22 protein-coding genes are annotated in these 26,071 nt (G+C 68.7%); 13 read left to right on the top strand and 9 right to left on the bottom strand.

What is annotated here, in order from left to right; translation table 11 throughout:
* Positions 1-34 precede the first annotated feature (34 nt).
* Positions 35-1,378 carry a dihydroorotase gene (locus P7L68_RS09140; RefSeq protein ID WP_372004351.1) on the top strand — a complete coding sequence of 448 codons (1,344 nt, stop codon included), beginning with the start codon at positions 35-37 and terminating at the stop codon, positions 1,376-1,378.
* 39 nt (positions 1,379-1,417) lie between these two features.
* Positions 1,418-2,053: a glycerol-3-phosphate 1-O-acyltransferase PlsY gene (gene plsY / locus P7L68_RS09135; protein WP_372004349.1), complete on the top strand. Its 636-nt coding sequence runs from the start codon at positions 1,418-1,420 to the stop codon at positions 2,051-2,053.
* On the opposite strand, the gene P7L68_RS09130 is transcribed toward plsY, so the two are convergent.
* Entirely contained in the window at positions 2,038-4,746 is a 2,709-nt protein-coding gene (locus P7L68_RS09130; RefSeq protein ID WP_372004347.1) for an AMP-binding protein, read from the bottom strand. The genes plsY and P7L68_RS09130 overlap by 16 nt on opposite strands.
* Positions 4,743-5,303, bottom strand: a complete 561-nt coding sequence (locus tag P7L68_RS09125; RefSeq protein ID WP_372004345.1) for a hypothetical protein — start codon at positions 5,301-5,303, stop codon at positions 4,743-4,745. Before P7L68_RS09125 ends, P7L68_RS09130 begins: the two co-directional genes overlap by 4 nt.
* 207 nt (positions 5,304-5,510) lie before the next feature.
* On the opposite strand from P7L68_RS09125, the gene dprA reads away from it, so the two are divergent.
* The 6 genes from dprA (at position 5,511) to P7L68_RS09095 (ending at position 15,090) form a co-directional block, all read left to right on the top strand.
* A complete protein-coding gene (gene dprA, locus P7L68_RS09120) occupies positions 5,511-6,656 on the top strand; it encodes a DNA-processing protein DprA (RefSeq protein WP_372004343.1) in 1,146 nt (381 codons plus the stop codon).
* Between the two features lie 99 nt (positions 6,657-6,755).
* Positions 6,756-9,623 (top strand): type I DNA topoisomerase, encoded by a 2,868-nt coding sequence (gene topA / locus P7L68_RS09115; RefSeq protein WP_372004341.1) that lies wholly within the window; start codon positions 6,756-6,758, stop codon positions 9,621-9,623.
* A gap of 156 nt (positions 9,624-9,779) precedes the next feature.
* Complete coding sequence (gene rnr, locus P7L68_RS09110; RefSeq protein ID WP_372004339.1) at positions 9,780-12,125, top strand: ribonuclease R; 2,346 nt, start codon at positions 9,780-9,782, stop codon at positions 12,123-12,125.
* Positions 12,125-12,895 carry an HpcH/HpaI aldolase/citrate lyase family protein gene (locus tag P7L68_RS09105; RefSeq protein WP_372004337.1) on the top strand — a complete coding sequence of 257 codons (771 nt, stop codon included), beginning with the start codon at positions 12,125-12,127 and terminating at the stop codon, positions 12,893-12,895. Before rnr ends, P7L68_RS09105 begins: the two co-directional genes overlap by 1 nt.
* Positions 12,896-12,942: 47 nt before the next feature.
* Positions 12,943-14,190, top strand: coding sequence for a Bcr/CflA family multidrug efflux MFS transporter (locus P7L68_RS09100; protein WP_372004335.1), 1,248 nt, complete (start codon positions 12,943-12,945; stop codon positions 14,188-14,190).
* Positions 14,191-14,316: 126 nt separating this feature from the next.
* Positions 14,317-15,090, top strand: coding sequence for a ferredoxin--NADP reductase (locus P7L68_RS09095; protein WP_372004333.1), 774 nt, complete (start codon positions 14,317-14,319; stop codon positions 15,088-15,090).
* 30 nt (positions 15,091-15,120) lie between these two features.
* On the opposite strand, the gene P7L68_RS09090 is transcribed toward P7L68_RS09095, so the two are convergent.
* Positions 15,121-15,477 carry a hypothetical protein gene (locus P7L68_RS09090; RefSeq protein ID WP_372004331.1) on the bottom strand — a complete coding sequence of 119 codons (357 nt, stop codon included), beginning with the start codon at positions 15,475-15,477 and terminating at the stop codon, positions 15,121-15,123.
* Positions 15,478-15,510: 33 nt separating this feature from the next.
* A complete protein-coding gene (locus P7L68_RS09085; RefSeq protein ID WP_372004329.1) occupies positions 15,511-15,708 on the bottom strand; it encodes a hypothetical protein in 198 nt (65 codons plus the stop codon).
* A gap of 321 nt (positions 15,709-16,029) precedes the next feature.
* Between P7L68_RS09085 and rpmG the strand changes: the two genes are divergently transcribed.
* Complete coding sequence (rpmG, locus tag P7L68_RS09080; protein ID WP_014746073.1) at positions 16,030-16,197, top strand: 50S ribosomal protein L33; 168 nt, start codon at positions 16,030-16,032, stop codon at positions 16,195-16,197.
* 162 nt (positions 16,198-16,359) lie between these two features.
* On the opposite strand, the gene P7L68_RS09075 is transcribed toward rpmG, so the two are convergent.
* On the bottom strand, positions 16,360-17,736 hold the full coding sequence (locus P7L68_RS09075) for a PleD family two-component system response regulator (protein ID WP_372004327.1): 1,377 nt from the start codon (positions 17,734-17,736) through the stop codon (positions 16,360-16,362).
* 6 nt (positions 17,737-17,742) lie between these two features.
* Positions 17,743-18,108, bottom strand: coding sequence for a response regulator (locus P7L68_RS09070; RefSeq protein WP_372004325.1), 366 nt, complete (start codon positions 18,106-18,108; stop codon positions 17,743-17,745).
* A gap of 234 nt (positions 18,109-18,342) precedes the next feature.
* Here P7L68_RS09070 and P7L68_RS09065 point away from each other — a divergent pair, with 234 nt between their 5' ends.
* The 3 genes from P7L68_RS09065 (at position 18,343) to P7L68_RS09055 (ending at position 21,957) form a co-directional block, all read left to right on the top strand.
* Positions 18,343-19,368, top strand: coding sequence for an ROK family protein (locus P7L68_RS09065; RefSeq protein WP_372004323.1), 1,026 nt, complete (start codon positions 18,343-18,345; stop codon positions 19,366-19,368).
* 99 nt (positions 19,369-19,467) lie between these two features.
* Positions 19,468-20,583 carry an ISAs1 family transposase gene (locus tag P7L68_RS09060; protein WP_372006792.1) on the top strand — a complete coding sequence of 372 codons (1,116 nt, stop codon included), beginning with the start codon at positions 19,468-19,470 and terminating at the stop codon, positions 20,581-20,583.
* Positions 20,584-20,676: 93 nt separating this feature from the next.
* Complete coding sequence (locus P7L68_RS09055) at positions 20,677-21,957, top strand: DNA polymerase IV (protein ID WP_372004321.1); 1,281 nt, start codon at positions 20,677-20,679, stop codon at positions 21,955-21,957.
* A gap of 4 nt (positions 21,958-21,961) precedes the next feature.
* Here the strand turns inward: P7L68_RS09055 and P7L68_RS09050 are convergent, their stop codons facing one another.
* The 3 genes from P7L68_RS09050 to aguB form a co-directional block, all read right to left on the bottom strand.
* Positions 21,962-22,399, bottom strand: a complete 438-nt coding sequence (locus P7L68_RS09050; protein ID WP_372004319.1) for a PaaI family thioesterase — start codon at positions 22,397-22,399, stop codon at positions 21,962-21,964.
* Positions 22,400-22,443: 44 nt separating this feature from the next.
* The gene (locus P7L68_RS09045) at positions 22,444-23,253 is read right to left on the bottom strand and encodes a cell envelope integrity EipB family protein (protein WP_372004317.1); all 810 of its coding nucleotides are present in this window, start codon (positions 23,251-23,253) and stop codon (positions 22,444-22,446) included.
* Between the two features lie 228 nt (positions 23,254-23,481).
* Entirely contained in the window at positions 23,482-24,363 is an 882-nt protein-coding gene (gene aguB, locus P7L68_RS09040; RefSeq protein ID WP_372004315.1) for an N-carbamoylputrescine amidase, read from the bottom strand.
* A gap of 326 nt (positions 24,364-24,689) precedes the next feature.
* Here aguB and P7L68_RS09035 point away from each other — a divergent pair, with 326 nt between their 5' ends.
* Positions 24,690-26,051 (top strand): OmpP1/FadL family transporter, encoded by a 1,362-nt coding sequence (locus P7L68_RS09035; protein ID WP_372004313.1) that lies wholly within the window; start codon positions 24,690-24,692, stop codon positions 26,049-26,051.
* Positions 26,052-26,071 lie beyond the last annotated feature (20 nt).

Genomic DNA, 26,071 nt, shown 5'->3' with positions numbered 1-26,071 from the left:
GCCCGCCGCTTCTCCCCCAAGGGACATCTGCGTCATGCCCACGCCCGTCTTCGCCGAAACGACGCCCGACCGCAGCCCTCTGCCCGGCCGGGTCGCCTATGTCAACGCCCGGCTGATCGATCCGGCGACCGGCACCGACCGCATCGGCACGCTGCTGACCGAGGGGGAGACCATCGTCGATATCGGCCAGGGCCTCTTCGCCGACGGCGTGCCCGAGGGCGTGCAGGTGGTGGACTGCACTGGCCTGGTACTGGCGCCGGGTCTGGTCGACATGCATGTCCATCTGCGCGAGCCCGGCCACGAGCACAAGGAAACCATCGAAACCGGCAGCCGGGCGGCGGCGGCGGGCGGTGTCACCACCATCGCCTGCATGGCCAACACCGCGCCGGTGATCGACGACATCGCGCTGGTGGATTTCATCCGCCGCCGGGCACGCGAGACGGGCCTCGTCAACGTGCTGCCGGTGGCCGCGATCACCAAGGGGCTGAAGGGCGAACAGCTGGTCGAAATGGGCCTGTTGGCCGAGGCGGGCGCCGCCTATTTCAGCGATGACGGCCTGCCGGTCCGCGACACGCTGGTGATGCGCCGGGCGCTTTCTTACGCCGGCGGCATGGGCCTGCTGATCGCCCAGCATGCCGAGGATCACAGCCTGGCCGGCTGCGGCTGCATGAACGAAGGCGAGACCGCCACCCGGCTCGGCCTGCCGGGCATCCCGTCGGCGGCCGAAACCGTGATCGTGGAGCGCGACATCCGCCTGCTGGAGCTGACCGGCGGCAAGGCCCGCTATCACGTCGCCCATATCTCCACCGCCGAGGCGGTGGAGGCGGTGCGCCAGGCCAAGCGCCGCGGCCTGCCGGTGACGGCAGAGGTGACGCCGCATCACTTCACGCTCGACGACCGCGCGGTCGGCGACTACCGCACCTTTGCCAAGATGGCGCCGCCGCTGCGCGCCGCCCGCGATGTCGACGCGATGATCGAAGGCCTGGCCGACGGCACGATCGACGCGGTCGCCACCGACCACGCCCCCCACGACCAGGACAGCAAGCGCGTGCCCTTCGCCCATGCCGCCAATGGCGTGGTCGGGCTGGAAACCATGCTGCCGCTGACCCTGGAACTGGTTCGCGACGGCCATCTGTCGCTGATCGACGCGGTGGCGGCGATGACGCTGAAGCCGGCCGATCTGCTCGGCATTGCCGCCGGCCGGCTTGCAAAGGGTGCGCCCGCCGATCTGGTGCTGTTTTCCACCGAACATGAATGGGTGTTGAATGCGGCCCTGCTGCATTCGAAGTCCAAGAACACGCCCTTCGACGGCCGCACCCTGCGCGGCCGGGCGCTGCGGACCGTCGTCCGCGGCCGCACCGTCTTCCAGCTCGCCTGATCCGACAGGCCCCCTCACTCCCGGCAGGAGCCCCCGCCCATGGCCGCAGAGACCGCCCCCTGGCTGCTCGTCATCGCCGCCCTGGGCGGCTATCTGCTGGGCTCCATCCCCTTCGGTCTGGTGCTGACCCGCATGGCCGGGCTCGGCGATGTGCGCAAGATCGGCTCGGGCAATATCGGCGCCACCAATGTGCTGCGCACCGGCAACAAGCCCCTGGCGCTGGCGACGCTGATCCTGGACAGCGGCAAGGGGGCCGCCGCCACCCTCATCGCCCTTACCCTGCCTGGCCCCGACGCGGCGCTGGCCGCCGCCGCCGGCTCGGTTCTGGGCCATCTCTTCCCGGTCTGGCTGGGCTTCAAGGGCGGCAAGGGCGTCGCCACCGGGCTTGGCGTGCTGCTGGCCGCCGACTGGCGGATCGGCCTTGCCGCCTGCGCCGTCTGGCTCGCCATCGCCTTCCTCACCCGCTTCTCGTCGCTGGCGGCGCTGGTCGCCTTTGCCGCCGCCCCGGTGCTGTCGTGGTTCCTGGCCACGCCGGAGCTGGCCGGCGTCACGCTGTTCATCGCCGTGCTGGTCTTCATCCGTCACAAGACCAACATCGCCCGGCTGCTGGCCGGAACCGAGCCGAAGATCGGGAAGAAGAAGGACAGGGCCGGGACGGATCAGGCGGAGGGCTGATCCGGCCAGGCGTCCCCGATCGAAGCCACGATGCGCGCAAGATTGGCCTCGTCGGTCGCGAGCGCTGCATGATCGCCTGCAACCTCCACCAGCCGGACATCCGGCGACACCCTGTCCCAGCCCAGAAGATGGCCATGTCCGGCATATAACGACCGGGTATGCGATGTCACGATCAGCAGCAGACGGCAGTGAAGCCGGCCCGGCCGCCATCCCATGATCATGGCCCGGCGGATGGCCGAAATCAGCGCCCGTTCCACCCGGATCCGGTTCCGGCGTCCCGGTGCCGCCCGCCGCGCCAGGGCCGCGACCAGCCTGAGCGCCCGATGGTCGGGCCTCTGCGCCAGGGTGAAGAACAGCTTCGACATCGGCTGGCCGATCCCGCGAACCAGCCGGCGTCGAAAGCTCGGCGACGGATCGGGGATCCTGCCCGCCTGCAGCAGCGATGCCGCATCGTCATGGCTGGCAACGATGTCGCCGACCACCACCATTCCGGCCGCCAGACCGCGATCGGCCAGGATCTGCGCCGCGGCGACCACCAGCCGGCCGCCGAAGGACAGACCAACCAGACCGAAATCGGGTGTAACGCCGCCAGGTCCGGCTGCGCCGGTCAGATGGGTGGCGACCCTGTCGGCCACCTCCGCCGCCAGATCGTCGATGCCCCGCCGCCGGGACAGTTCCGCATCCAGGTCCGGCAGGGCCACCAGACGCACCGTCGCCATCCCTGCGCAGCGCGCGGCCAGGATGATCAGATGCCGGGCCATGCCCATCACCCCCGGCACGAAGAACAGCATCCGCGCCGTCGTCGCAGTCATTGGGCCGCTCAGCGCCTGACGCAGATCGGCCGGGGTCATCGCGCCGGTCAGCAGGGTAACCGGCAGCGGTCGGCCGGCCAGCGCCTCCACCCGTGCGGCGAAGCGCATCAATTCCAGGCTGTCGCCCCCCAGTTCAGAGAAGGTGACGCCGGCTTTTGGGGCGGCGGTGCCGAACATCTCGGCCCAGGCCCGGTCGACGACATCGGCCAGTGCGGGGTCGCCCGTCTCGCCGGCCGGTTCCGGCCCCGGGGGTGCCAAAGGTGCTGCCGGCAGATCGGCCAGGCAGCCGGCAAGGGCGCGACCATCCAGCTTGAAATTGGCCAGCCGCGGCAGTTCCGCCATCACCAGCAGACGCCGCGGCACCAGATGGGGCGGCAGCTCCGCAGCCAGCCGGCTGCGCAGGGCCGCGGGGTCGATCAGCCGGCCCGGTGCCGGCACCACCACCCCGGCCAGGGCCGTCTCGCCCTGCGGTGTCCGGTCCGGCAGAACCGCGGCATCCCCCACCCCCGGCAGGGCGCGCAGGGCAGCCTCCACCTCGGCCGGTTCCACCCGATGGCCGCGGATCTTGAGCTGACCATCGGCCCGGCCCAGGAATTCGAGTTGCCCGTCGGCGCGGATCCGGCCCAGATCGCCCGGCCGCAGCCGCCGCGCCCCCGGCGCCACATCGCCGCCGGTCAGAAAGGTGGCGGCGGTCAGCTCCGGATCCCGCCAATAGCCTGCGGCCATATAGCGGCTTTCGACCTCGATCTCGCCGATCCCGCCATCCGGAACCGGCCGGCCCTCTGCATCCACCAGCCGCATATGCCGGTCCGCAACCGGCCAGCCGACCGACACCACACCCTCGGTGGGGCAGGCCTCCCGATCGATCAGCCAGTGCCGGTAGATGGTGGCGTTCTCGGTGGAGCCGATGCCGACATAGATCCGGGCCTCGGCCGGCGCATCGGCGAAGACCCGCGCCAGATCGGCCGCGAAAATCCGCTCTCCCGCCAGATAGGCGACACGGATGCCGCCCAGCGCCGCCGCGCCGGCCCCGCCATCGGTCAGCACCCGCAGCACCGTCGGCATGGCGTGAAAGATCGTCGGGCGGGTGGTGGCGAAGCGCCGGCCGGCGGCGGCGACGCCTTCGGTTCTCAGATCCACCGGAATGACGGCAGCGCCAGCAAGCAGCGCGCCGTACATGTCGCGAATGGCACCGCTGACCGCCGGAGAATAGAGCCAGGTCAGGCGATCAGCGGCAGAGATGTCAAGAACATCCCGATACTGAAGAACGTCGTGCAGCAGCCCCCTCTGGGTCTGCCAGACCCCCTTGGGGCGGCCGGTGGAGCCGGAGGTGTACTGAACATAGGCCGCATCATCCGGCCCGCCCCGGGGCGACCAGGCGGCCGGCGGCGCCGCCAGATCGTCAATGGCAAGCACCGTGGCCCCTGCGGCCGTGGCCGCCGCCATCAGCTCCGGCCGCCCGGCTGCGGTCGCCTGATCGGTCAGCACCAGCCGCACCCCGGCATGGCCCAGGATCAGCTCGTTGCGGGCCGCGGGAAAGGAGGGATCGAGCGGCACATAGGGCCGCCCGGCCGCAAGCGCCCCCAACAGGGCCGCGAGGCAGCCGGCCGAGGCGGGGATCGCCACCGCCACAGGCTCCCCCTCCTCAGGACCCCGCCCCTCTCCGGCCGCCGCCGTCCGGCCGTCGATCGCCGCGGCGATCCGCAGCGCCTGTTCCAGCAGATCGCCATAGCTCGTCGCCAGCCCGGCCCCCAGAACCGCAGGGGCGCGGGGGTTGCGGATGGCCTGATCGGCAAAGACCGCGAAGACCGGCCGTTCCAGACGATCGGGCGCGATCGGCACCAGCAGCGCCTCGGGCGTCGCGGCAGGTCGCCCGGTCATGTCGCCACCCGGCGCAGCTGCCGTATCATCCGCGCCGCAGCCCGCAGATCCACCGACAGCGGCAGCACGCAGGCACTGGCCAGGATCATCCCCCCGGCACCGGGCTCGGCGCGCAGCCGGTCCACCACCGCGGTCAGATCGCGGCCGCCCCGACCGATCAGCCGGTGGTCCAGCCCCACGGCCGGCAGAGGCCACCAGCCCGCGGCATCTGCCTCGTGAAGATGCCGCATGTTGAACCCCAGCCCGACCACCGCGAGCATCACACGGCGGTCGGTTTCATCGATCGCGGCCGCCAGCCGGGTCAGCAGCGGCACCGGTCGGGTGCGGGTCGCCGCCACATCGGCGGTCGCCTCCCGAACCGCCCGCTCGCGCGGATGCCAGGGTGCAGCTGCCGCAGCCTGTTCGACCCTCGCCCAGTCCGACACGGTCGCGACCGGCCGGTGCAGAATGGTGTGCAGGGCCGACGCGGTGACGTCACGCCGCGGATGATGGCGCCAGAGCGCGACCTTCGTCCGATGACCATATGCCCGCCATCCTGTCTCGGGTCTGCCAGGCACGGTCTCACCTCACTTTTATATGGATCGTGTACACGGATCTGCCCGGTATGATGACCATGGCACCCTACCCCGAGCCGCCCCCCCGCGGCCAGATCACAGGGGCGCTTTCCGTAGATCCCGGAGTGGAAGCTACAACCGAAAAGAGACATACGCGTATAATTCCTGGATCATTGACGCCTTACGGGATGAGCATGCATCCTGTGGCCCATGTCCAGAACCCGCGTCGGCGGGCTGACGCGGGCGGAGCGCCTCGACTGGTTGAGGTTGATCCGGACCGAACAGGTCGGCCCCATCACCTTTTTCGACCTGCTCGACCGCTATGGCAGTGCCGCAGCGGCGCTGGAGGCCATTCCGGAGCTGGCGCAACGCGGCGGCCGCACCCGGCCGCTGACCCCGCCTTCACGCAGTGCGGCAGAGGCGGAACTGCGCCGGATCAGCGCCGCGGGCGCCCGGCTGGTGGCACCGGGAGAGCCCGGCTATCCGGCGCCGCTGGCCAGCATCCCGGACCCGCCGCCCCTGCTCCAGATCCGCGGCCATGATGCCGTCGCTGCCGCACCCGCCGTGGCCCTGGTCGGCTCCAGATCCGCCGCCCTGCCCGCCATGCGGCTCGCCGGCCGCATGGCCGCGGATCTGGCCGCCGCCGGTGTGGTGGTGGTCTCGGGCCTTGCCCGTGGCATCGACGCCGCCGCGCATGACGGCGCCCTGAGAGCCGGCCCCGGCGGTGCCGGGACGATGGCGGTGGTGGCGGGCGGGATCGATGTCGTCTACCCGCCGGAACACGCGGCACTCCAGGCCCGCATTGCGGGTGAAGGGCTGCTGGTCGCAGAGCAGCCGCCGGGCACCGAGCCGCAGGCGCGTCATTTTCCCCGCCGCAACCGGATCGTCGCCGGCGCCACGCTCGCCACCGTGGTGATAGAGGCAGCGCCGCGCTCGGGCTCGCTGATCACCGCCAGGCTTGCGGGCGAATACGGCCGCGAGGTGCTGGCGGTGCCGGGCTCCCCCGCCGATCCCCGCTCGGAAGGGGCCAACCGGCTGATCCGCGACGGCGCGACCCTGGTCCGCGATGCCGCCGACGTGCTGGAGGCGATCCGCCCGCTGATCGACCGGCCGCTTGCCGAACCGGTCATGGAGACGGCCGTCGCCCCGCCGCCCATGGCCCCGGATCCGGCGGAACTCGACCATGCCCGACGCGAAATTCCCCGCCGGATCGGCGCGTCTGCCGCACGTCTCGACGATCTGGTCCATGAGTCCGGCTTGACGGCGGCGACCATTCTCACGATTTTGTTGGAACTGGAACTTGCCGGGCGGCTCGATCGCCTGCCCGGACAGAAAGTGTCGCTGAGCATGGGCTGATCCCCGCGCCCCGGCCGCGGCGCGAGGAAGGCCCGACGCTCCCTTCGTCAGATGGGTACCGGCGGGTCCGTTGAAGCGCGGAGACCAGCAAGGCAGCTCATGAAGGTCGTCGTCGTCGAATCGCCTGCGAAAGCCAAGACGATCAACAAGTATCTCGGCGATGACTTCAAGGTCCTCGCGAGCTACGGCCATGTCAGCGATCTGCCGGCCAAGGACGGATCGGTGCGCCCGGATGAAGACTTCGCGATGACCTACGAGGTCGATCCGAAGTCTGAACAGCATCTGAAGGCCATCGCCAGTGCGCTCAAAGGCGCCGATCAGCTCTTCCTCGCCACCGACCCGGATCGCGAGGGCGAGGCGATCAGCTGGCACGTCCACAACGCCCTGAACAGGCGTGGCGCGCTCAAGGGCGTGCCGGTCAAGCGGGTGGTGTTCCACGAGATCACCAAAAGCGCGGTGCAGAAGGCGATCGCCAACCCGCGCGACATCGACATGAACCTGGTCAACGCCCAGCAGGCGCGCCGGGCACTGGACTATCTGGTCGGCTTCAACCTGTCGCCGGTGCTGTGGCGCAAGCTGCCCGGCTCGCGCTCGGCCGGTCGGGTCCAGTCAGTGGCACTGCGGCTGATCTGCGAGCGCGAGGCCGAGATCGAGGCCTTCCGCAGCCGGGAATACTGGACGATCGATGCCGAGTTCGCGGCCGGTGAACGCCGGCTGCTCGCCCGACTTCACGCACTCGACGGCAAGAAGCTCGACAAATTCGCCCTCGGCTCCGAGGACGAGACCAGGGCGGTGCTGGCGCGGCTGGAGGCGCTGTCCGACTGGCGGGTCTCGGACGTCGAGCGCAAGCAGGGCCGCCGCAACCCGGCCCCCCCGTTCACGACCTCGACCCTGCAGCAGGAAGCCAGCCGCAAGCTCGGCTTCTCGGCCAAGAAGACCATGCAGGTTGCCCAGAAGCTCTACGAGGGCATCTCGCTCGGCCGCGAGACCGTGGGTCTGATCACCTATATGCGAACCGACAGCGTCAACCTGTCGAACGAGGCGGTGGCCGCGATCCGCGACATGGTCGACCAGGTCCACGGGCCCCGCTACCTGCCCGACCGGCCGCGCAGCTTCGCCAACAAGGCCAAGAACGCCCAGGAGGCACACGAGGCTGTGCGCCCGACCGACGTGTTCCGCCGGCCGAAAGAGGTCCGCTCCCATCTCGACGACGATCAGTTCCGGCTCTACGAACTGATCTGGAAGCGCACGGTGGCCAGCCAGATGGCGGCGGCGATCCTGGATCAGGTCGCGATCGAGGTGACGGATGGTGCGAAGGTCGCGACCTTCCGCGCCACCGGCAGCGTCATCGCCTTCGACGGCTTCCTGGCGCTTTACCAGGAAGGCCGCGACGACGAGGAAGAGGACGAGGAAAAGCGCCTGCCGAATTTCGAACGGGCCGAACCGCTCGACCGCGGGCCGCTCAAATCCGACCAGCATTTCACCGAACCGCCGCCGCGCTACACCGAAGCGACGCTGGTGAAGAAGCTGGAAGAGCTGGGCATCGGCCGGCCGTCGACCTATGCCTCGATCATCTCGGTGCTTCAGGACCGCAATTACGTGGTGCTGGACAAGAAGCGCTTCGTACCCGAAGACCGCGGCTGGCTGGTCACCGCCTTCCTGGTCAGCTTCTTCGACCGCTATGTCGAATATGATTTCACCGCCCGGCTCGAAAACGAACTCGACCAGGTGGCAGAGGGCGAGGTGGACTGGAAGGCCGTGCTGCGCGCCTTCTGGGATGCCTTCCACATGGCGATCGACGGCACCAGCGACCTGAAGATTTCCGACGTGCTGACGGCGGTCGAGGCGCGGCTCGAATCCCATGTCTTCCCCGACAAGGGCGACGGCACCGACCCGCGTGCCTGCCCGGCCTGCGCCAATGGCCGGCTGTCGCTGCGCCTCGGCAAGTTCGGCTCGTTCGTCGCCTGCTCGAACTATCCCGAGTGCAAGTTCACCCGGCCGGTCGGCGGTGCTGCCGGCACCGGTGATGGCGCGTCGGAAGCCGGTGCCACCGGGCTGGATGTGGGCCCGAAGCATCTGGGCGACGATCCGGCAACGGGACTGCCGGTTACCCTGCGCAAGGGGCCCTATGGCGTTTATGTCCAGCTGGGCGATGGCGGCAAGGGAGAAGAAAAGCCCAAGCGCGCCTCGCTGCCCAAGGGGCTGACGCCCGAGGCGATCACGCTCGACATCGCCCTCGGCCTGCTGGCCCTGCCGCGCGAAATCGGGCGCCATCCCGAAACCGGCGAAGTGATCACCGCCGGCATCGGCCGCTTCGGGCCCTATCTGAAGCATAACGGCGCCTTCAAGTCGCTCACCCCCGACGACGACGTGCTGACCATCGGCATCAACCGGGCGGTCGCCCTGCTCGCCGAGGCGCCCAAGGGGCGCGGCGGCTCGGTCGCGCCGCTGCGCGTGCTGGGTGAGCATCCCTCGGGCGGGGAGATCGCGCTCTACAAGGGCCGCTACGGACCTTACGTGAAGCACGGGTCGGTGAACGCCACCCTGCCCCGCGCGACCGATCCCGAGGCGCTGACGCTGGACGAGGCCGTGGCTCTGGTCGATGCCCGCGCAGCAGCGACCGGCAAGACGGCAAAGCCGGCGAAGAAGGCGGCAGCGTCGAAGGCCAAGGCCGAGAAGCCCGCGGCCAAGGCGACGAAGGCGTCCACCGCCAAGGCCGCCACCGCCACCAAGGCCAAGGCCGCGCCGAAGCGCAAGGCCGCCGCAGCTGCCGAGCCCGACGAGGTGCCCTTCGACGATGCCGTGCCGGCGAAGGCGGCTGCGAAGACGGCAGCTGCGAGCAAGCCGGCTGCGAGCAAGGCGGCACCGAAGAAGGCAGCCGCCCCCAAGGCGGCCGCTGCGAAGAAGCCCGCGCCGAAGAAGGCGGCACCGAAGAAGGCGGCCGCGAAGACGAGTGCCGCCGGCTGAGGCCGGCGGCAACCTTTCGCGCCCCAAGCACTTGATCGAACACGGCAGGTTTGCGTGCCCGCGGCTTGCGGGGCGGACGCGGGCGGCGTACCGTGCCGCAGGATGATGCCGGTCGTGTGTCCACGGCGGCGCCCGCAAAGAAAGCAACCAGCAGCCTTGACCTCCTCCTCGGATGACGGCACCGACCGCCTGCCCACCCGCGAACAGATCCTGGCCTTCATCGCCGAGAGCGACCGACCGGTCGGCAAGCGCGAGATCGCACGCGCCTTCAACATCACCGGCGGCGCCCGCATCGCGCTGAAGCGGATCCTGCGCGAGCTGAAGGAGGACGGCACGCTGAAGCGTGCCGGGGCGCGCCGCGTTGCCGAACCGGGCGTGCTGCCCTCGGTGCTGGTGGTCGACGTGGTCTCGATCGACGACGAAACCGGCGAGGCCGAAGCCCGGCCGGCGGTCTGGGACGACGAGGAGCGCGGGCCCCCGCCGCCGATCGTGGTGCTGCGCGAGGGCGGCCTGCGCCCGCGCGACGAGGCGGCGCCGGGTTTCGGCGACCGGCTGCTGGTCCGCCTGCATCGCGGCGATGCCGATGCCTATGAAGCCCGGGTGATCCGCCGGCTGGAAACCCGGTCGCGCCGGGTGACCGGGGCCATCCGCTCGATCGATTACGGCTGGCGGCTGATTCCGGCCGATCGCCGCGCCAAGACCGATTATTCGATCGAAGAGGCCGATCTGGGCGGCGCCGAGGACGGCGAGTTCGTCGTGGCCGAGACCCTGCCCGGCCGGCGGCTGGGCCTGCCCCGCGCCCGGGTGGTGAAGCGGCTGGGACAGGAGCAGACGGCGGCCGCGATCATCGACCTTGCGATCGAGGCCCACGGTATTCCCGATCACTTCCCGGCCGCCGCCGTGCGCGAGGCCGAGGCGGCGACGGCACCGAAACTCTCCGCCGGTCGTGAGGATCTGCGCTCCATCCCCTTCGTCACCATCGACGGCGAGGACGCCCGCGATTTCGACGACGCGGTCCATGCCGAGCCCGATACAGACCCGACCAACCCCGACGGCCATATCATCCGGGTCGCGATCGCCGACGTCGCCCATTACGTCACCGCCGGCAGCGCGCTCGACCGGTCGGCCGAAGAGCGCGGCAATTCGGTCTATTTCCCCGACCGGGTGGTGCCGATGCTGCCGGAAGCGCTCTCCAACGGGCTGTGCTCGCTGCGCCCGCACGAGGATCGCTACTGTCTGGCAGCGATGATGCGCATCGACGGCCAGGGCACCCTGCTGGAACACCGCTTCGTGCGCGGGCTGATGCGCTCGGCCGCGCGGCTGACCTATACCCGGGTCCAGGCCGCGCATGAGGGCCGGCCCGACGCCGAGATCGAGCCGCTGATGGCGCCGGTCATCCGGCCGCTTTATGCCGCCTTCCAGGTGCTGGATGCCGCGCGCCGCCGACGCGGGGCGCTTGAGATCGACATGCCCGAACGCCGGGTGGTCATGGACGAGACCGGCCGGGTGACCGATATCCGCACCCGCCAGCGCTTCGATGCCCATAAGCTGATCGAAGAGTTCATGATTCTGGCGAATGTGGCTGCGGCCGACACGCTGCTTCGCCGCAACCGGCCCTGCCTGTTCCGGGTCCACGACCAGCCGCCGGCCGACAAGGTCTCGGTGCTGCGCGATTACGTGAAGTCTCTGGGCCTCAGCTTCACCAATTCGGTGCATGTCGACCCGCGCGACTTCAACCGCCTGCTGAAGGCGGTGGCAAACACGCCGCTGGAGCATCAGGTGAACACCACCGTGCTCCGCAGCCAGTCACAGGCGACCTACAGCCCCGACAATATCGGCCATTTCGGCCTGTCGCTGGAACGCTACGCCCATTTCACCTCGCCGATCCGGCGCTATGCCGACCTGATCGTGCACCGCTCACTGATCAAGGCACTGAACCTCGGCCCCGACGGGCTGGACGGCGCGGCCGCCGACGGGCTGCATGCATTGGGAGAGCATCTCTCGATCACCGAGCGCCGCGCCGACCTGGCCGAGCGCGAGGTGACCAACCGCCTGCTGGTGGTCTTCCTGGCCGACCGGGTGGGCGCCACCTTCGGCGGCCGGATCACCGGCGTCCATGGCGTCGGCCTGTTCGTGGAACTCGACGAGACCGGGGCCGACGGCTTCGTGCCGATCTCAACCCTCGGCCGCGAATTCTTCATCCTGGATCCGTCGGAGCAGGCTCTGATCGGTGAGCGTTCGGGCATGCGCTTCACCCTGGGCGACCGGGTCGAGGTGCGGCTGCGCGAGGCGGATATCGTGGCGGGCGGGCTGCTGTTCGAACTGATCGAGGGCGGCCGTGCCGGCAAGCCGCCCACCCCGGGCCAGGTCAAGCGCCTGAAGGCCATTGCCCGCGAAGCTGCGGCCGAACGTGCCCGGAACCGCCATGACGGCGGCGGCGGTCGGGGGCCGAAAACCGGCCGCAACCAGAACGGCCGGCATGGGGGATCGAGGAGACGCTGATGATCGAGAACCGGCTGCGCCGCATCATTCAGGAAGCGGACGGCTTCGCCGTCGGCACCTTCCTGATGTCCGACAGCGCCACCTCGGCGGCGCTGATGGATGCCGCAGGCTACGACTTCCTGGCCATCGACCGCCAGCATGGCGTGATCGACGATGCCGCCTGTCTGCGCCTGCTGGCCGAATGCGGCCGTCACGGCACCACGCCGATCGTGCGCATCCCGGCCAACCGGCCCGAGGATGCCATGCGCGCGCTGGACCATGGCGCGCTGGGTGTGATCGCACCGCTGATCGACGATGCCGCCGGTGCCGCGACACTCGCCGCCGCCTGCCGGTTTCCGCCCCGCGGCGGGCGCAGTTTCGGCCCGGTACGCGCGGCCCCGATCCTTGGCCGCAGCTATCTGAAGGCCATCGACGACAGCGTGCTCGCGATCGCGATGATCGAGACCCGGGCCGGGCTGGAGGCGCTGGACGACATCCTGGCCGCCCCCGGGCTGGATGCGATCTTCGTCGGCCCCAATGATCTGGGGCTTGCACTCGGCCTCGGCTTCACCGGCGGGCGGACCGACAATCAGCCGGCTCTGGCCGAAGCCGTCACCGGCATCGTCACCCGCGCCCGCGGTGCCGGCATCCCCGCCGGCATCCATTGTACCGATCCGGCGATGGCCCGGGCCATGCGCGGCCTGGGCTACCGCTTCGCCACGGTCGGCAGCGATCTGGGGCTGATGGCCCAGGCGGCCGCTACCAGCGCCGACCAGTCCCGCACCCCCTGACCAGCCACCCATAGCCACCCGTCCGACCACGAAGGTCTGCCGCTCTCATGTCCGTACGTCCCGAGCATGCCGCCGCCGGTGCGAGCCAGCCGCCGATGATGAAGCTTGCCCTGATCCTGGGGCTGCTTGCGGCCTTCGGGCCTCTGTCGATCGACATGTATCTGCCGGCTTTCCCGGCGATCGGGGCCGATCTGAAGGCCGAACCCGCCGCCGTACAGGCGACGCTGGCCCTGTTCTTCGTGGGCATCGCCGGCGGCCAGCTGATCTACGGGCCGCTGGCCGACCGCTTCGGCCGGCGGGGACCGCTGCTGGCGGGCTGTCTGCTTTATGCGACCGGCAGCATCGGCTGCGCGCTCGCCACCGATGTCGACCAGCTGATCGCCTTCCGCCTGGTCCAGGCGCTGGGCGGCTGTGCCGGCATGGTGATGTCGCGGGCGGTGATCCGCGACCTGTTCGACGAACGCCAGTCGGCGGTGATGCTGGCCCGGCTGATGCTGGTGATGGGGGCGGCCCCCATCCTGGCACCGCTGATCGGCGGACAGCTGCTGGAGATTGCCGGCTGGCGATCGATCTTCTGGCTGCTGTCGGGGATCGGCGTGCTGGCGCTGGTGGTGGTGGCCCTGTTCCTGCCCGAAAGCCTGCCGGCCGAACGCCGTCGCCGGCAGGGGCCGGGGGAGATCGCCCTCACCTATCTGCGCTTCGCCATCGACCGGCGCTTCATCGCCCCGGCCCTGGCCAGCGGAGCCGCGATGGGGGCGATGTTCGCCTATATCTCCGGGTCGCCCTTTGTCTTCATTGAACTGCATCAGGTGCCGCCGGCCGCTTATGGCTGGCTGTTCGGCGTCAATGCCGCCGGCCTGATCCTGGCCTCGCAGTTCAACGCCCGGCTGGTGCGGGGCTCCAGTCCGGCACAGATCATGCGCCGCGCCAATCTGGTCCAGGCCCTGGCGGGGCTCGCCCTGGTGGTGGTGGCGATCAGCGCCGTTTCGACGCCAGGTACCGGCCTGGCACTGGTCGCCATCATGCTGCCGCTTTTCCTGTGCATCGCCATGAACGGGCTGATCAATCCCAATGCGACCGCCGTGGCCATGGCGCCGTTCGGCGCCCGGGCCGGCAGCGCGGCCGCCCTGCTGGGGCTGATCCAGTTCGGGACCGGGGCTGTCTCGGCCGCCATCGTCGGCGCGCTCGACGACGGCACGGCCTGGCCGATGGCGGCGGTCATCGCGGGCATGGGCATCGCCGGAGCGATCGCGGCACGTCTTGCCGCACCTGCGCCCCAAGGGATGAGGCGATGATTGCCATGCCCGGATGAAACCACTACTAATCGAAGAAGCGCGACCATCTTAAGACGCGAAACGAACTTGTGTTTTTCTCGTTTCGCGATGCGGCCCTCTCCACGCCAGACCTTGGAAGCTTGAGCGATGAGCAACATCCGTACCGAGCGCGTGATCGACGTTCACCACTGGACAGACCGGCTGTTCAGCTTCACGACGACGCGTGATCCGGCTTTCCGCTTCGAAAACGGCCAGTTCACCATGATCGGCCTTGAGGTCAACGGCAAGCCGCTGCTCCGCGCCTACAGCGTCGCCAGCCCGAACTATGAAGAGACGCTGGAATTCCTCAGCATCAAAGTGCAGGACGGCCCGCTGACATCGCGCCTGCAGCACATCAAGCGGGGCGACGCGCTGCTGGTCGGCGCCAAGCCGGTCGGCACGCTGGTGAAGGACAATCTGCGCCCGGGCCGCACGCTCTATATGCTGTCGACCGGCACCGGCCTTGCCCCGTTCATGAGCCTGATCCGCGATCCCGACGTCTACGATCGGTTCGAGAAGGTCGTGCTGACCCATACCTGCCGCGAGGTCGCCGAGCTGGCCTATCACGACTACATCTCGAAGGAGATGCCGGCGCACGAGTATTTCGGCGACGCGGTGCGCGAACAGCTGATCTACTACCCCTCGGTAACCCGGGAACCGTTCCGCAATCAGGGCCGGATCACCGACCTGATCGACAGCGGCAAGCTGTTCACCGATATCGGCCTGCCGGAATTCACGCCGGAGCATGACCGGATCATGATCTGCGGCAGCCCGGAAATGCTCGCCGACCTGCAGAAGCGGGCCGAGGCCCGCGGCTTCACCGAGGGCAACAGCAGCCGCCCCGGCGAGTACGTGATCGAGAAGGCTTTCGTCGACCGTTGAGCGGCTGGCCGGCCTGCGGCCGGCAGGCAATCACCCTTCGGGGGTGGAGAACGGCCTGTAGATGACGTCGCGCCGCCGTGCCGGCAGCGCGGCCTCGTCCAACAGCTCCCAGAGCGGCAGGGAGAGGGGCGGCACCGCCCGCCAGTGGACGGCGACCAGCAGCCGGGTCACCACCGGCTGCACGCCCTCCGCACCGCCATGGCCCAGCGGCAGCACCATGCGCCCGTAATACAGCCGGCGCCGGCTGCGGGGACGGATGTAGAGCGCCAGCGCCAGCCAGCAGAGCCCTTCAGCCGTGGACGGCCCGTAGGTCCGGGTGGCGCGCTCCCGCAATTCTTCCGGCAGTGCATCGGGCAGCTCCTGCCCGGTGAGATCCCGATCGAACATCTCCCGCAGGTGCTCACCAGCCGTCCGCACTCGCTAGCGGTCGGGCGCGAGCACATCCAGCAGCATCAGCCGGGGCAGCATCCGGCGCAGCGCCAGCGGATCGACGGCTGTCGGGGGCGGCAGCACCGCCGGAGACGGCCGCCAGCCGCGCCAGAGGTCAAACAGAGACGCAAACATGCCGCGGCGCCCCAGCAGCCGCCGGAAGCCCTCTTCGTCGACCTCGTACTCCACCCTCTCTTCTCCGGTTCTGTCCAGACGGCCCCTGTCGGCCTGCCTTCGCATGCCCGGCAGAGCTTAGCCTCAGCGGCTCGAAATGAGCAGGGGCTCTGCTGAAACCGCAACAACCAGACACGGCGCTTGACAAGGCTGCGCCCATGAATAAGGTGCACGTCTCTACGTCCGGCGCCGACGTCACGGCGCCGTCAACGAACACCCGCGCGATCGGCCGCCAGCCGGTCGCCCGCCCCCGGGAGACCGGGGGACGGCGGGGCGCCGGTGGCCCTGAAGCCGCCGCCCTCCGGGGCAACCGGATAGCGATACGAGGATTGAGCGATGGCCAAGCCCGCCACCGTGCAGATCAAGCTGGTCAGCTCCGAGGGGACCGGCTTCTTCTACGTGACCAAGAAGAACCCGCGCACCCAGACCGAGAAGCTCCAGCTGCGCAAGTACGACCCGAAGCTGCGCAAGCACGTGCTGTTCAAGGAAGCCAAGATCAAGTGATCGCGGCCTCCTTTCGGGGAGGAAGCGGATCGCTCAGGCGACCGACGACGCGAAAAAGGCCGCATGCCCGCTCCGGGTACGCGGCCTTTTCATTTGGCAGACATGTCGTTCGGCAGATCCGGATCGCCCTGGCGGCCCGGAAGCAGATCAGGCGGGCGCCGATCAGGCGGGCCGGTCGAAGATGAAGCAGTCGCGCCCGGCGGCCTTGGCCCGGTAGAGCGCCTGGTCGGCGCGGCGGAGCATGTCGTCGGCATCCTGATCGGCCGGTATGCGCTCGGCCCCGCCCAGGCTCGCGGTGACGGTGACCTTGGTGCCCTCGTCGTCGATCACGATCGGCTGGCCCGAGATCACCGCCCGGACCCGCTCGGCCACTTCCCGCGCCGAACGATGGTCGCTGTCGGGCAGCACCATCACGAATTCCTCGCCGCCATAGCGGGCCACCAGATCAACACCGCGGACATGGCGGCTCATCCGGTCGGCGATCGCCTGCAGCACCCGGTCGCCGGCGTCATGGCCATAGGTGTCGTTCAACTGCTTGAAGCGGTCTATGTCCAGCATCAGCACCGCCAGCGGGCGGCCGTCACTGCCGGCACGCATGAACATGCGGTGCAGATGCGCCGACAGATAGCGACGGTTGTACAAGCCCGTGAGGCCGTCGGTGGCCGCCAGTGCGATCGAGCGCTGATAGTTCTGCCGCAGCCGATCCTGATAGCGCTTGCGACGGACCTGGGTGCGCACACGCGCGCCCAGCTCGTTCACGTCCAGCGGCATCATCAGATAGTCGTTCACGCCCAGATCCAGCGCCTTGGCCATGCGCTCGACATCGTCATGCCCCACGATCACCAGGATCGGGGTCTGGCGGGTCTCGTCGATCGCCCGCAGCTGGCTGCACAGACGCAGCGGATCGAAGCTCTCGATCAGCAGGTTGATCACGATCAGGTCGAAGCCGGCGGTGCGCGCCAGATCCAGCGCCTCCGCCGCCGTGCCCACCGCCGCGACGCTGTGGTTGCGCTTCAGCCGGTCGGCCAGGAAGTCGCGCTCGATCTCGCTGTCGTCGACCACCAGCACCCGGGCATTGTCGCCGCTTTCATCCAGCGGCAGCGGCGCCGCGGCACCGACCCCGAAATCAGAGATGGTCTGCTCGCGCAGCCGAAGCTCGTCGAGCATCATCTTGAGCCGGGTGAGCGAGCGCACGCGCGCAAACAGGGCCAGATCGTTGATCGGCTTGGTCAGGAAATCATCGGCGCCGGCTTCCAGCGCCCGCACCCGTTCCACGCTGTCACTGAGAGCCGTGACCATTACGACGGGGATATGGGCGGTCTCGGGATTGCTCTTCAGGCGCCGGCAGACTTCGTAGCCATCCATGCCCGGCATCATGATGTCGAGCAGAACGATGTCCGGCGGATGGGCAAGGGCACGGGCAAGCGCCATCTCGCCGTTCTGTGCCAGATCGACGTCGTAATACTCCGCCGCAAGCTTCGCTTCGAAGAGCTTGAGGTTGGGCAGGAGATCGTCGACCACCAGAACGCGACCGGGCATCGCCCCTCAATCCAGAAACTTGCGCACCGTTTCGAGGAAGGGGGTCACCGAGATCGGCTTCGAGATGTAACCCTCGCAGCCGGCATCCAGGATCTTCTCCTCGTCGCCCTTCATCGCGAAGGCCGTGACCGCGATGATCGGGATCGTGCGGAGGTCGTCGTCGGCCTTGATCCACTTGGTCACGTCCAGTCCTGACACTTCCGGCAACTGAATGTCCATCAGAATCAGATCGGGACGCTGATCCCGTGCGATCTTCAGAGCCTCCATACCGTCACGGGTCTGCAGAGTCACGTAGCCGTTCGCCTCAAGGAGGTCATTGAACAGCTTCATGTTCAATTCGTTGTCTTCGACGATCAGAACCGTCTTCGGCATAGCCAATTCCGCCCCGCGCCATCAGGAGGTCCCCTCGGTCGCCGCAGCGGCCCGACCTCACGTCGAACGGCCCGCGACCGGCGGTTCGCCTCGTACCGGCGCACGATGCCCGGTTCCGATGACCGCAGCAATCATTTTGTGGCCATCCGTCAAGCGGTGCAACATCATGCGTGCCCGGTGGGCCGTTTCCGATCATATCCACGGCCCGGTCAAACAGGAGGAGGACGACCACACATGTTGGACCCGGCTGCCGCAGATGATGGCTCCCGCATGCAGTCCCGGGTGCTCGTCGGCATCGATCTGGGCGGCACGAAGATCGCGGCAGTCGCCATCGAACGGGCAACGGGACGAACACTTGCACATTTGCGCATGCCGACGCCGCGCGGCGACTATGATGCCACGATACGGACCATCGACGAGATTGCCACCCGTGCCGAACAGGCGGCCGGGGTGACGGAGCGCCTGCCGCTGGGCATCGGCATGCCCGGCGCCATCAGCCCCAAAACGGGTCTGGTGAAGAACGCCAACTCCACCTGGCTGAACGGGCGACCGCTCGACCGCGACCTCACGGCGCGCACGGGTAGGGCCATACGACTTGCCAACGACGCCAACTGTCTTGCCGTGTCCGAGGCAGTCGACGGTGCGGCGGCCGGCTCCCATCTGGTCTTCGCCGCGATCCTGGGCACGGGCATCGGCGGCGGTATCGCCATCGGCGGCCATGTGCATGACGGCGCCGATGCCATCGCCGGCGAATGGGGCCATACCCCGATGCCCTGGGCACAACCCTGGAGCCGGGCACCGGGCGAGATCCCGCCGCCGCATGCCGCAGAGCTGCCCGAACTGCCGGGGCCTGCCTGCTATTGCGGCCGGACCGGCTGTATCGAGACGCTGCTGTCGGGTCCCGGCCTCGCCCGGGATGCCGCCCGGCTGCGCGGCCTGGATGACGATGCTGCGGCCCGGGAACGCAGCGCAGAGGCCGTTCTGGCCGCGGCTGATACCGGTACGCCCTGGGCCGTCGCCGCTGTCGCCCGCTGGCGTCACCGCTTCGGCCGGGCGCTGGCCATGATCGTCAACATCCTGGATCCCGATGTGATCGTGCTGGGCGGCGGCCTGTCGCAGGTGCCGGCGCTGGTGGCGGATCCCGAGCCCCTGGTCGCGCCCTGGCTGTTTTCCGACCGGATGCGCACGCCGATACGCATTGCACGCCATGGCGACGACAGCGGCGTGCGCGGCGCCGCCCGACTGTGGGACACCCCCTGACCGCAGGCTCCACGGGCTGCGCAGGGGAATCGCATTTGAAAATCCCGGGTAGCGGAATGGTCAGAGATGGATTCTTTATTCGGTTCCAAGGAGGAACCGATGCCATCTCTGATCACCATCCTGCGCCAGGTGCCCGACCCGCGCACGGGTAACGCGAGACGCCATGAGCTTCTGGACCTCCTGGTGATCGCGCTGACGGCTTCGATCTGCGGCTGCGAGAGCTGCGTCGATTTTGCCGACTTCGCAGAGGACCGCGAGGAGCTCTTCCGGGAGTTTCTCAGCCTTCCCAACGGCTTGCCAAGCCATGACACGTTCTCGCGGCTGTTCCGCCTGATCGATCCCGCAGCGTTGTCGGCGTGCTTCTCACAGTTCCTCGACGATCTCGGAGCCGATGGTCCCGGCGTAATCGCCATTGATGGCAAAACGCTCCGGCGTTCGTTTGACCGGGCTGCGGGTAAGAGCGCGCTGCACGTGGTGAGCGCCTTTGCCGGCGAGGCCGGGCTGGTGCTCGGCCAGGCGGCGGTTCCAGAGGGCGGCAACGAGATCACCGCCGCCCGCGCCCTCCTCGCCATCATCGATCTGAAGGGCATGCTCGTCACCGCTGACGCGATCCACTGCCAGGGCGAGACGGCGCGCCTCGTGCTGGAGCGCGGCGGCGACTACCTCTTCGCGCTGAAGAAAAACCGCCCCGCCACCCTTGCCGACGTCGAGACCTGGTTCGCCGATCCGGCGACGGCGCCGGCCGAGACGCTGCAAACCACCGACGCAGACCACGGCCGTCTGGAGATCCGTCGGCACGAGGTGGTTCATGACGTCGACTGGCTGTTCCCGGAAAAGCGGGACCCCGACCGGCCTGCCATGCCGGCGCTCGCCACCATCGCCCGGGTCGTCGCCACCGTCGAGCGGGACGGAAAGACAAGCACATCTACCCGCTATTACCTCTCCTCCGCCCGCTTGTCCGCCGCCGCCTTCGCCAAGGCCGTCCGCGGCCACTGGGCCATCGAGAACGGCCTGCACTGGGTTCTCGACACCACCTTCCGCGAGGACGAGGCCCGCGCTCGCAAGGACCACGGCCCGGAAAACCTCGCCATCATCCGAAAACTCGCCCTCAACGTCCTCAAAACTGCCAGGCCAACCATCTCCATCCGTCGCAAGCGAAAGCGATCCGGATGGTCCGACGCATTCGCCCGATCCGTCATCGGGCAAATGCGATAGCCCTGACGGGCTGCGGCTCCGCACTGGACGCGCTCGCCGCCGCATGGGAACATGACCGGAACATCCGGCCGTTCCTGGCGAGTTCCACAATCCATGTCCGCAGCCCCTGCCGCCGATGACGGCGGCACAGATCAGGCCTCCCCGCCCGTCATCTCCCCGCCCGCAGGCTGCACGCCTGCATCGGCCGCGGGATGGCTGTGCCGCGATTGCGGATCCACCCGCGCGGCTGAAGACGACAGCCGGCGCTGCCCGGCCTGTGGTTCGACGCGGATCGTGATCCATGCCGAACTGCACCGGCTGACAATTGCCCATGTCGATTGCGATGCCTTCTATGCCTCGGTCGAAAAGCGCGACCGGCCCGAACTGGCACAACGGCCGGTGATCGTGGGCGGTGGTCATCGCGGTGTCGTCTCCACCTGTTGCTATCTGGCCCGGATGAAAGGCGTTCGCTCGGCCATGCCGATGTTCAAGGCGCGCGAGCTGTGCCCGGATGCGGTGGTGCTGCCGCCCGACATGGCGCGCTATCGCGAGGCAGGGCTTAAGATCCGCCGGCTGATGCGCGCCCTTACCCCGCTGGTCGAACCGCTGTCGATCGACGAGGCCTATCTGGATCTGGGGCCGGAATCTGGGGCGCCCGACAGCCGGGCCAGCCCCGCCCAGCGCCTCGCCGCCCTGGCCCGGCGGGTGGAGCGCGAGGTGGGGGTCACGGTCTCGGTCGGGCTCGGCCCCAACAAATTCCTGGCCAAGCTGGCATCGGAACTGGACAAGCCGCGTGGCTTCGCGGTGATCGGCGCAGCCGAAGCCACCGCCTTCCTGGCCGACAAGCCGGTGCGCATGCTGTGGGGGGTGGGCCCGGCCTTCGAACGCCGGCTGGCCACCGACGGCATCACCCGGATCGGCCAGCTGCAGTCGCTGGGGCCGCAGGCGCTGGCCCGCCGCTATGGCCGGATCGGCGCCCAGATCGCAGGCTTTGCCAGCGGGCGCGACCCGCGTCGGGTCACGCCGTCACGCCCGGCCAAAAGCGTATCGGCCGAAACCACCCTGGCCCGCGATGAACGCGCCGCCGATCGCCTGGCCGAATTGCTCCCGCCGCTGGCCGAACGGGTGGCAGCCCGTCTGGCCGGCAGCCGTCTGGTGGCCGAAGGCGTGGTGTTGAAGCTGAAAACCGCCGATTTCCAGACCCTCACCCGCAGCCGTCGGCTGAAAGTGCCGACAGATCAATCGGCTCCCCTGATCGCCGCGGCGCAGGATCTGCTCACCGCCGAGGCGACCGGCCATACCGCCTTCAGGCTGATCGGGCTGGGCGCGCAGCCCGTCCGCAACCGGGAGGGTGACCCCGCTGCGCCGGATCTGTTCGGCGCCGCATCCGGTTGAGGGATCAGCCCGGCAGCGCGAAGGTCAGTGTGGTATGTGCCACCGGCTCGTCATCGCCATCGGAATAGAGCGACACCTCGCCATAGGCCAGCCTGCGACCGCAACGGATCAGCCGGGCTTCGGACAGCACGTCGACCATGGCCGGCCGGCGCAGGAAGTTGATGTTCAGATTGCTGGTCACCGCCATCCGCGCCGGGCCCAGCCGACCCATGATCGCGGCATAAAAGGTGACATCGGCAAGCGTCGCCAGCGCCGGGCCGCTCAACGTACCGCCGGGGCGGATCAGCTGCACCGTGGCCGGCAGGCGGCCACGGGCGACACCGTCGCCGATGCGTTCCACCCGAATGCCCAGAAGCTCGGCCATGGGCAGTTCGTCGCGGATGATCTGGTTAAAGGCGTCCGGACGGATCCGGTCGATACCGGGTTCGACCATAACAGTCATGAATGGCGTCTCTCTGTGCGGAACGCCCCGGGGGATGGGCTGTGTCAGTCGCACGACTCCGCCGCCGGTCGGTTTTCTACCGAGACGAGACGAGCAGATATCGCAAATTCACCATAATCTATATCGAATCGCCGGACGACTCCGTTCGGCTGGATCTGGTAAAGAAGTTCGTAGATCGGTGTCTCGGACTGGTCGTCCGGCTTGAAGAAGGCCAGCCGCATGGGAATGACGGTCGCCGTGCGCAGCGCGTCCGCCGCCTCACCGGCCTGTGCCGGCCAGTCCTGGTCGGGTGCGATCTCCGCCGGCCGCCCGATATGGGCACTCACGAAGGACAGGCTGTCCTGGCCCGACCCGGTCAGAACCTGGGCCCGCAGGAACGCGTCCCCCGCCTCCGCCGCCTGAAGCAGCCGCTCGGTATGGGCCGTCGGCAGCAGGGCACCGGCCGGCACGTTTTCGGTCACGCCCGGCGGATTGGCAAAACGAAGTTTCGAAGGTCGATCCGGTGACCCACGATCGAGATGGGCGATGGCCAGTTCGACGCTCTCGCCGTTTTCCCGCTCTTCGTAACGAAAGCGAAAGCGTGTGCCATCGTCGGACTCCTCGGAATCGAACAGGATGTCCGAGACGACCGGTTCGGCCTCGTCGAAATCGATCTCCATCCGGCTGGCCTGCAGCACCGACCAGCCGTCGCAGGCCCGGTCGAAGATCACGGCCATATCGCCCGCAACGCCGGTGATCGCGGCATCGGGCTCGGCTTTAAGCAGGCTCATCGCGTAATGCGCGCGGTGCGGCACCGAATGGGGCGCCGCCAGGGCCGCAGGCATCAACGCCAGGACGGCTCCGGCCACCACCATGCCCCCCAGGACCCCTTGCCCGATCCGGAACCGCCCCCGGGCTGCGATCAGACGCGGCATCACGAGATGACGGGCGGCGGCGGAACGGCTGGGCAGAGGCATGGGCGAAAGCTCCGGGAACTGCGGTCGGGAAGACGTCTGCGGGACGCAGGCCGTCGGCGCCGCGGGCGCAAGAGTGTGCCACGGGCGCCATCGGCCCGGAAGGCCTGCCCGTGCGGCCGGCTTCTCTCAGCGGCGGATCCCGCCATCAAGTGTTGCAACAGCGCCGTAAAGATCCGGCCGGCGGTCACGGAACAGCCCCCACGAGGCTCTCAGCCGGCGCGCCATCGCCAGATCGATCTCTGCCATCACCACTGCATCGCCGCTGCGCCCGGCTTCGGCAAGGATCGCACCGGTCGGGTCGGCGACGAAGCTGGATCCGTAGAAGGTGAGCGTCGCATCGCGCCCCGCCTCGGTCCCCACCCGGTTGGCGGCGATCACCGGCACGATATTGGCGCCGGCATGGCCCTGCATCACCCGCCGCCAATGGTCGCGGCTGTCCCAGTCGGGCGCCTGCGGTTCCGATCCGATGGCCGTCGGGTAGAGCAGCAGCTCGGCACCGGCCAGCGCCATTGTCCGCGCCGCTTCGGGGAACCACTGGTCCCAGCAGATGGCAGCGCCGATCCGCCCGACCTTCGTGTCGAACACCTTGAAGCCGGTATCGCCGGGGGAGAAGTAGAATTTTTCCTGATAGCCGGGCCCGTCGGGAATATGGCTCTTGCGATAGAGACCCAGCACCCGCCCGTCGGCATCGATCATCGCCAGGCTGTTGAAGAACGCCTGGCCGGCACGTTCAAAGAAGCTGACCGGGATCACCACGCCCAGTTCCGCGGCCAGCGCCGACAGCCGGGCGATCGCCGGGTTGCCTTCATAGGGCCGCGCCGTATCGAACCAGGCGGGGTCCTGGTCCTTGCAGAAATAGGGCAGTTCGAACAGTTCCTGCGGCAGCACCAGCCGGGCACCGGCGGCAGCGGCCGTGCGGATCATCTCCTCGACCCGGTCGAGATTCCGGTCACGGTCGTCGGATACCTCCATCTGCAGGGCGGCAACCGTCAGCAGGCCGTCGGTCATGTCGGAACTCCGTCAGCGGCATCTGAAATCCGGGGCATATGATCCCTTCAGCCTATCCGGCGCCGGCCTCTCGCCGCAACCGAAGCCCTTGTGACAAGGCTGCGGCGCCGTGGCGTTTTCGCAACAGAGGGTTTCCAATCCTGGACATAATTCCCCTATTGATCGATGGGCAGTGCTTTCTGCAATTGACGTTAACGTAAACGTTACTTAACCATCGAGTCGTCAGAGGGAATTCAATCCGGGCCGTATGCCCGCTTTGGATACCAAAGACACATCCTGAAAGGGAATCTTTCCGGATCAAAAGAATCTTATTGGGGAAACGTCCGATGCACGCCCGTCCGCCCAGACGTCATCCGGGCCGCGCCGCCGCGGCCAGCCTGCCGACCCTCCTCGGCCTGCCTGCGCTTGCGGCGGCCCTGCTCGCCGCCGGCCCCGCCGCCGCCGCCGGCTTCTTCATCCAGGAACAGAGCGTCAAGGGCGTCGGTCGCGCCTTCGCCGGTGAAGCCGCACTCGGCTCCGACGCCTCTACCATCTTCAGCAACCCCGCGGGCATGACCCGGCTCGACGGCCGTCAGGTCCAGCTGGGCGGCCATGTGCTGATCCTGAAAGCGGATCTGACCGATGCCGGCTCCACCGCCACCACCCTCGGCACCGGCGGTGCCGCGGTGCGCTATGGCGGCGCCAATGGCGACCCCTTCGACACCACGCCGGTGCCGAATTTCTACGCCGCTATGCCGGTGGACGACGACAACCGGGTCTGGCTGGGTGTGGGCATCTCGGCCCCCTTCGGCCTGGTCGCCGATTACGGCGACGACTGGTTCGGCCGCTATGATTCGACCAAAACCGAACTCAAAACCATCGACATCGCCCCCAGCATCGCCTTCAAGGCCAGCGACTGGCTGTCGGTGGGCGGCGGCCTCGACATCCAGTATGCCGAAGCGACGCTGGAGAACGCGGTCGCCAACGGGCTCACCCCCGGCGGGCCCAACCCGGCCACCGACGGCCATGCCCGGGTCGAGGGTGATGACTGGAGCGTCGGCTATAATCTGGGTGTGATCTTCACGCCCGTGCCCGAGGCGCGAATCGGCCTGCACTACCGCTCGGCCATTTCCCACGACCTCAAAGGCACGGCTTCACTCTCCGATCTCACCGGCCCGCTGGCCGCCGCCAATTTCCGCTCCGACGGTCAGGCGGCGCTCGACCTGCCGGCCGTGGCCTCGGCCGCGGTGGCGGTGGACGTCACCGACCGGCTGACGCTGCTCGGCCAGGTGAACTTCTATGAATGGAGCCGGTTCGACGAGATCCGGGTGCAGTTCTCCAATGGCCTGCCGGATTCGGTGAAGACCCAGAACTACGAAGACAGCTGGGGCGTCAGCCTGGGCGCCGAATACCGGCTGGATCCGGCCTGGACGCTGCGCGGCGGCATGCAGTGGGACCAGACGCCCACGGTGGATGAATACCGCACCACCCGTACCCCCGATGCCGACCGGCTGTGGCTGGCGGCGGGGGCCAGCTGGGAAATCTCGGAGTGGATCGGCGTCGACATGGCCTATGCCCATATCTTCGTCGACGACACCCGGATCGACCTGATCGAGCCGGGGATCGGCGGTACCGGCCAGGTCAATGTGCGTGCCGATGTCGAAAGCAGCATCGATATCGTCAGCCTGCAGGCCCGGCTGAAATTCTGATCCCCCGCCCGCCGGCGACC

The sequence above is a fragment of the Tistrella mobilis genome, assembly GCF_041468085.1.
GTDB lineage: Bacteria > Pseudomonadota > Alphaproteobacteria > Tistrellales > Tistrellaceae > Tistrella > Tistrella mobilis_A.
This window is presented reverse-complemented; position numbering and strand designations above follow the sequence as displayed.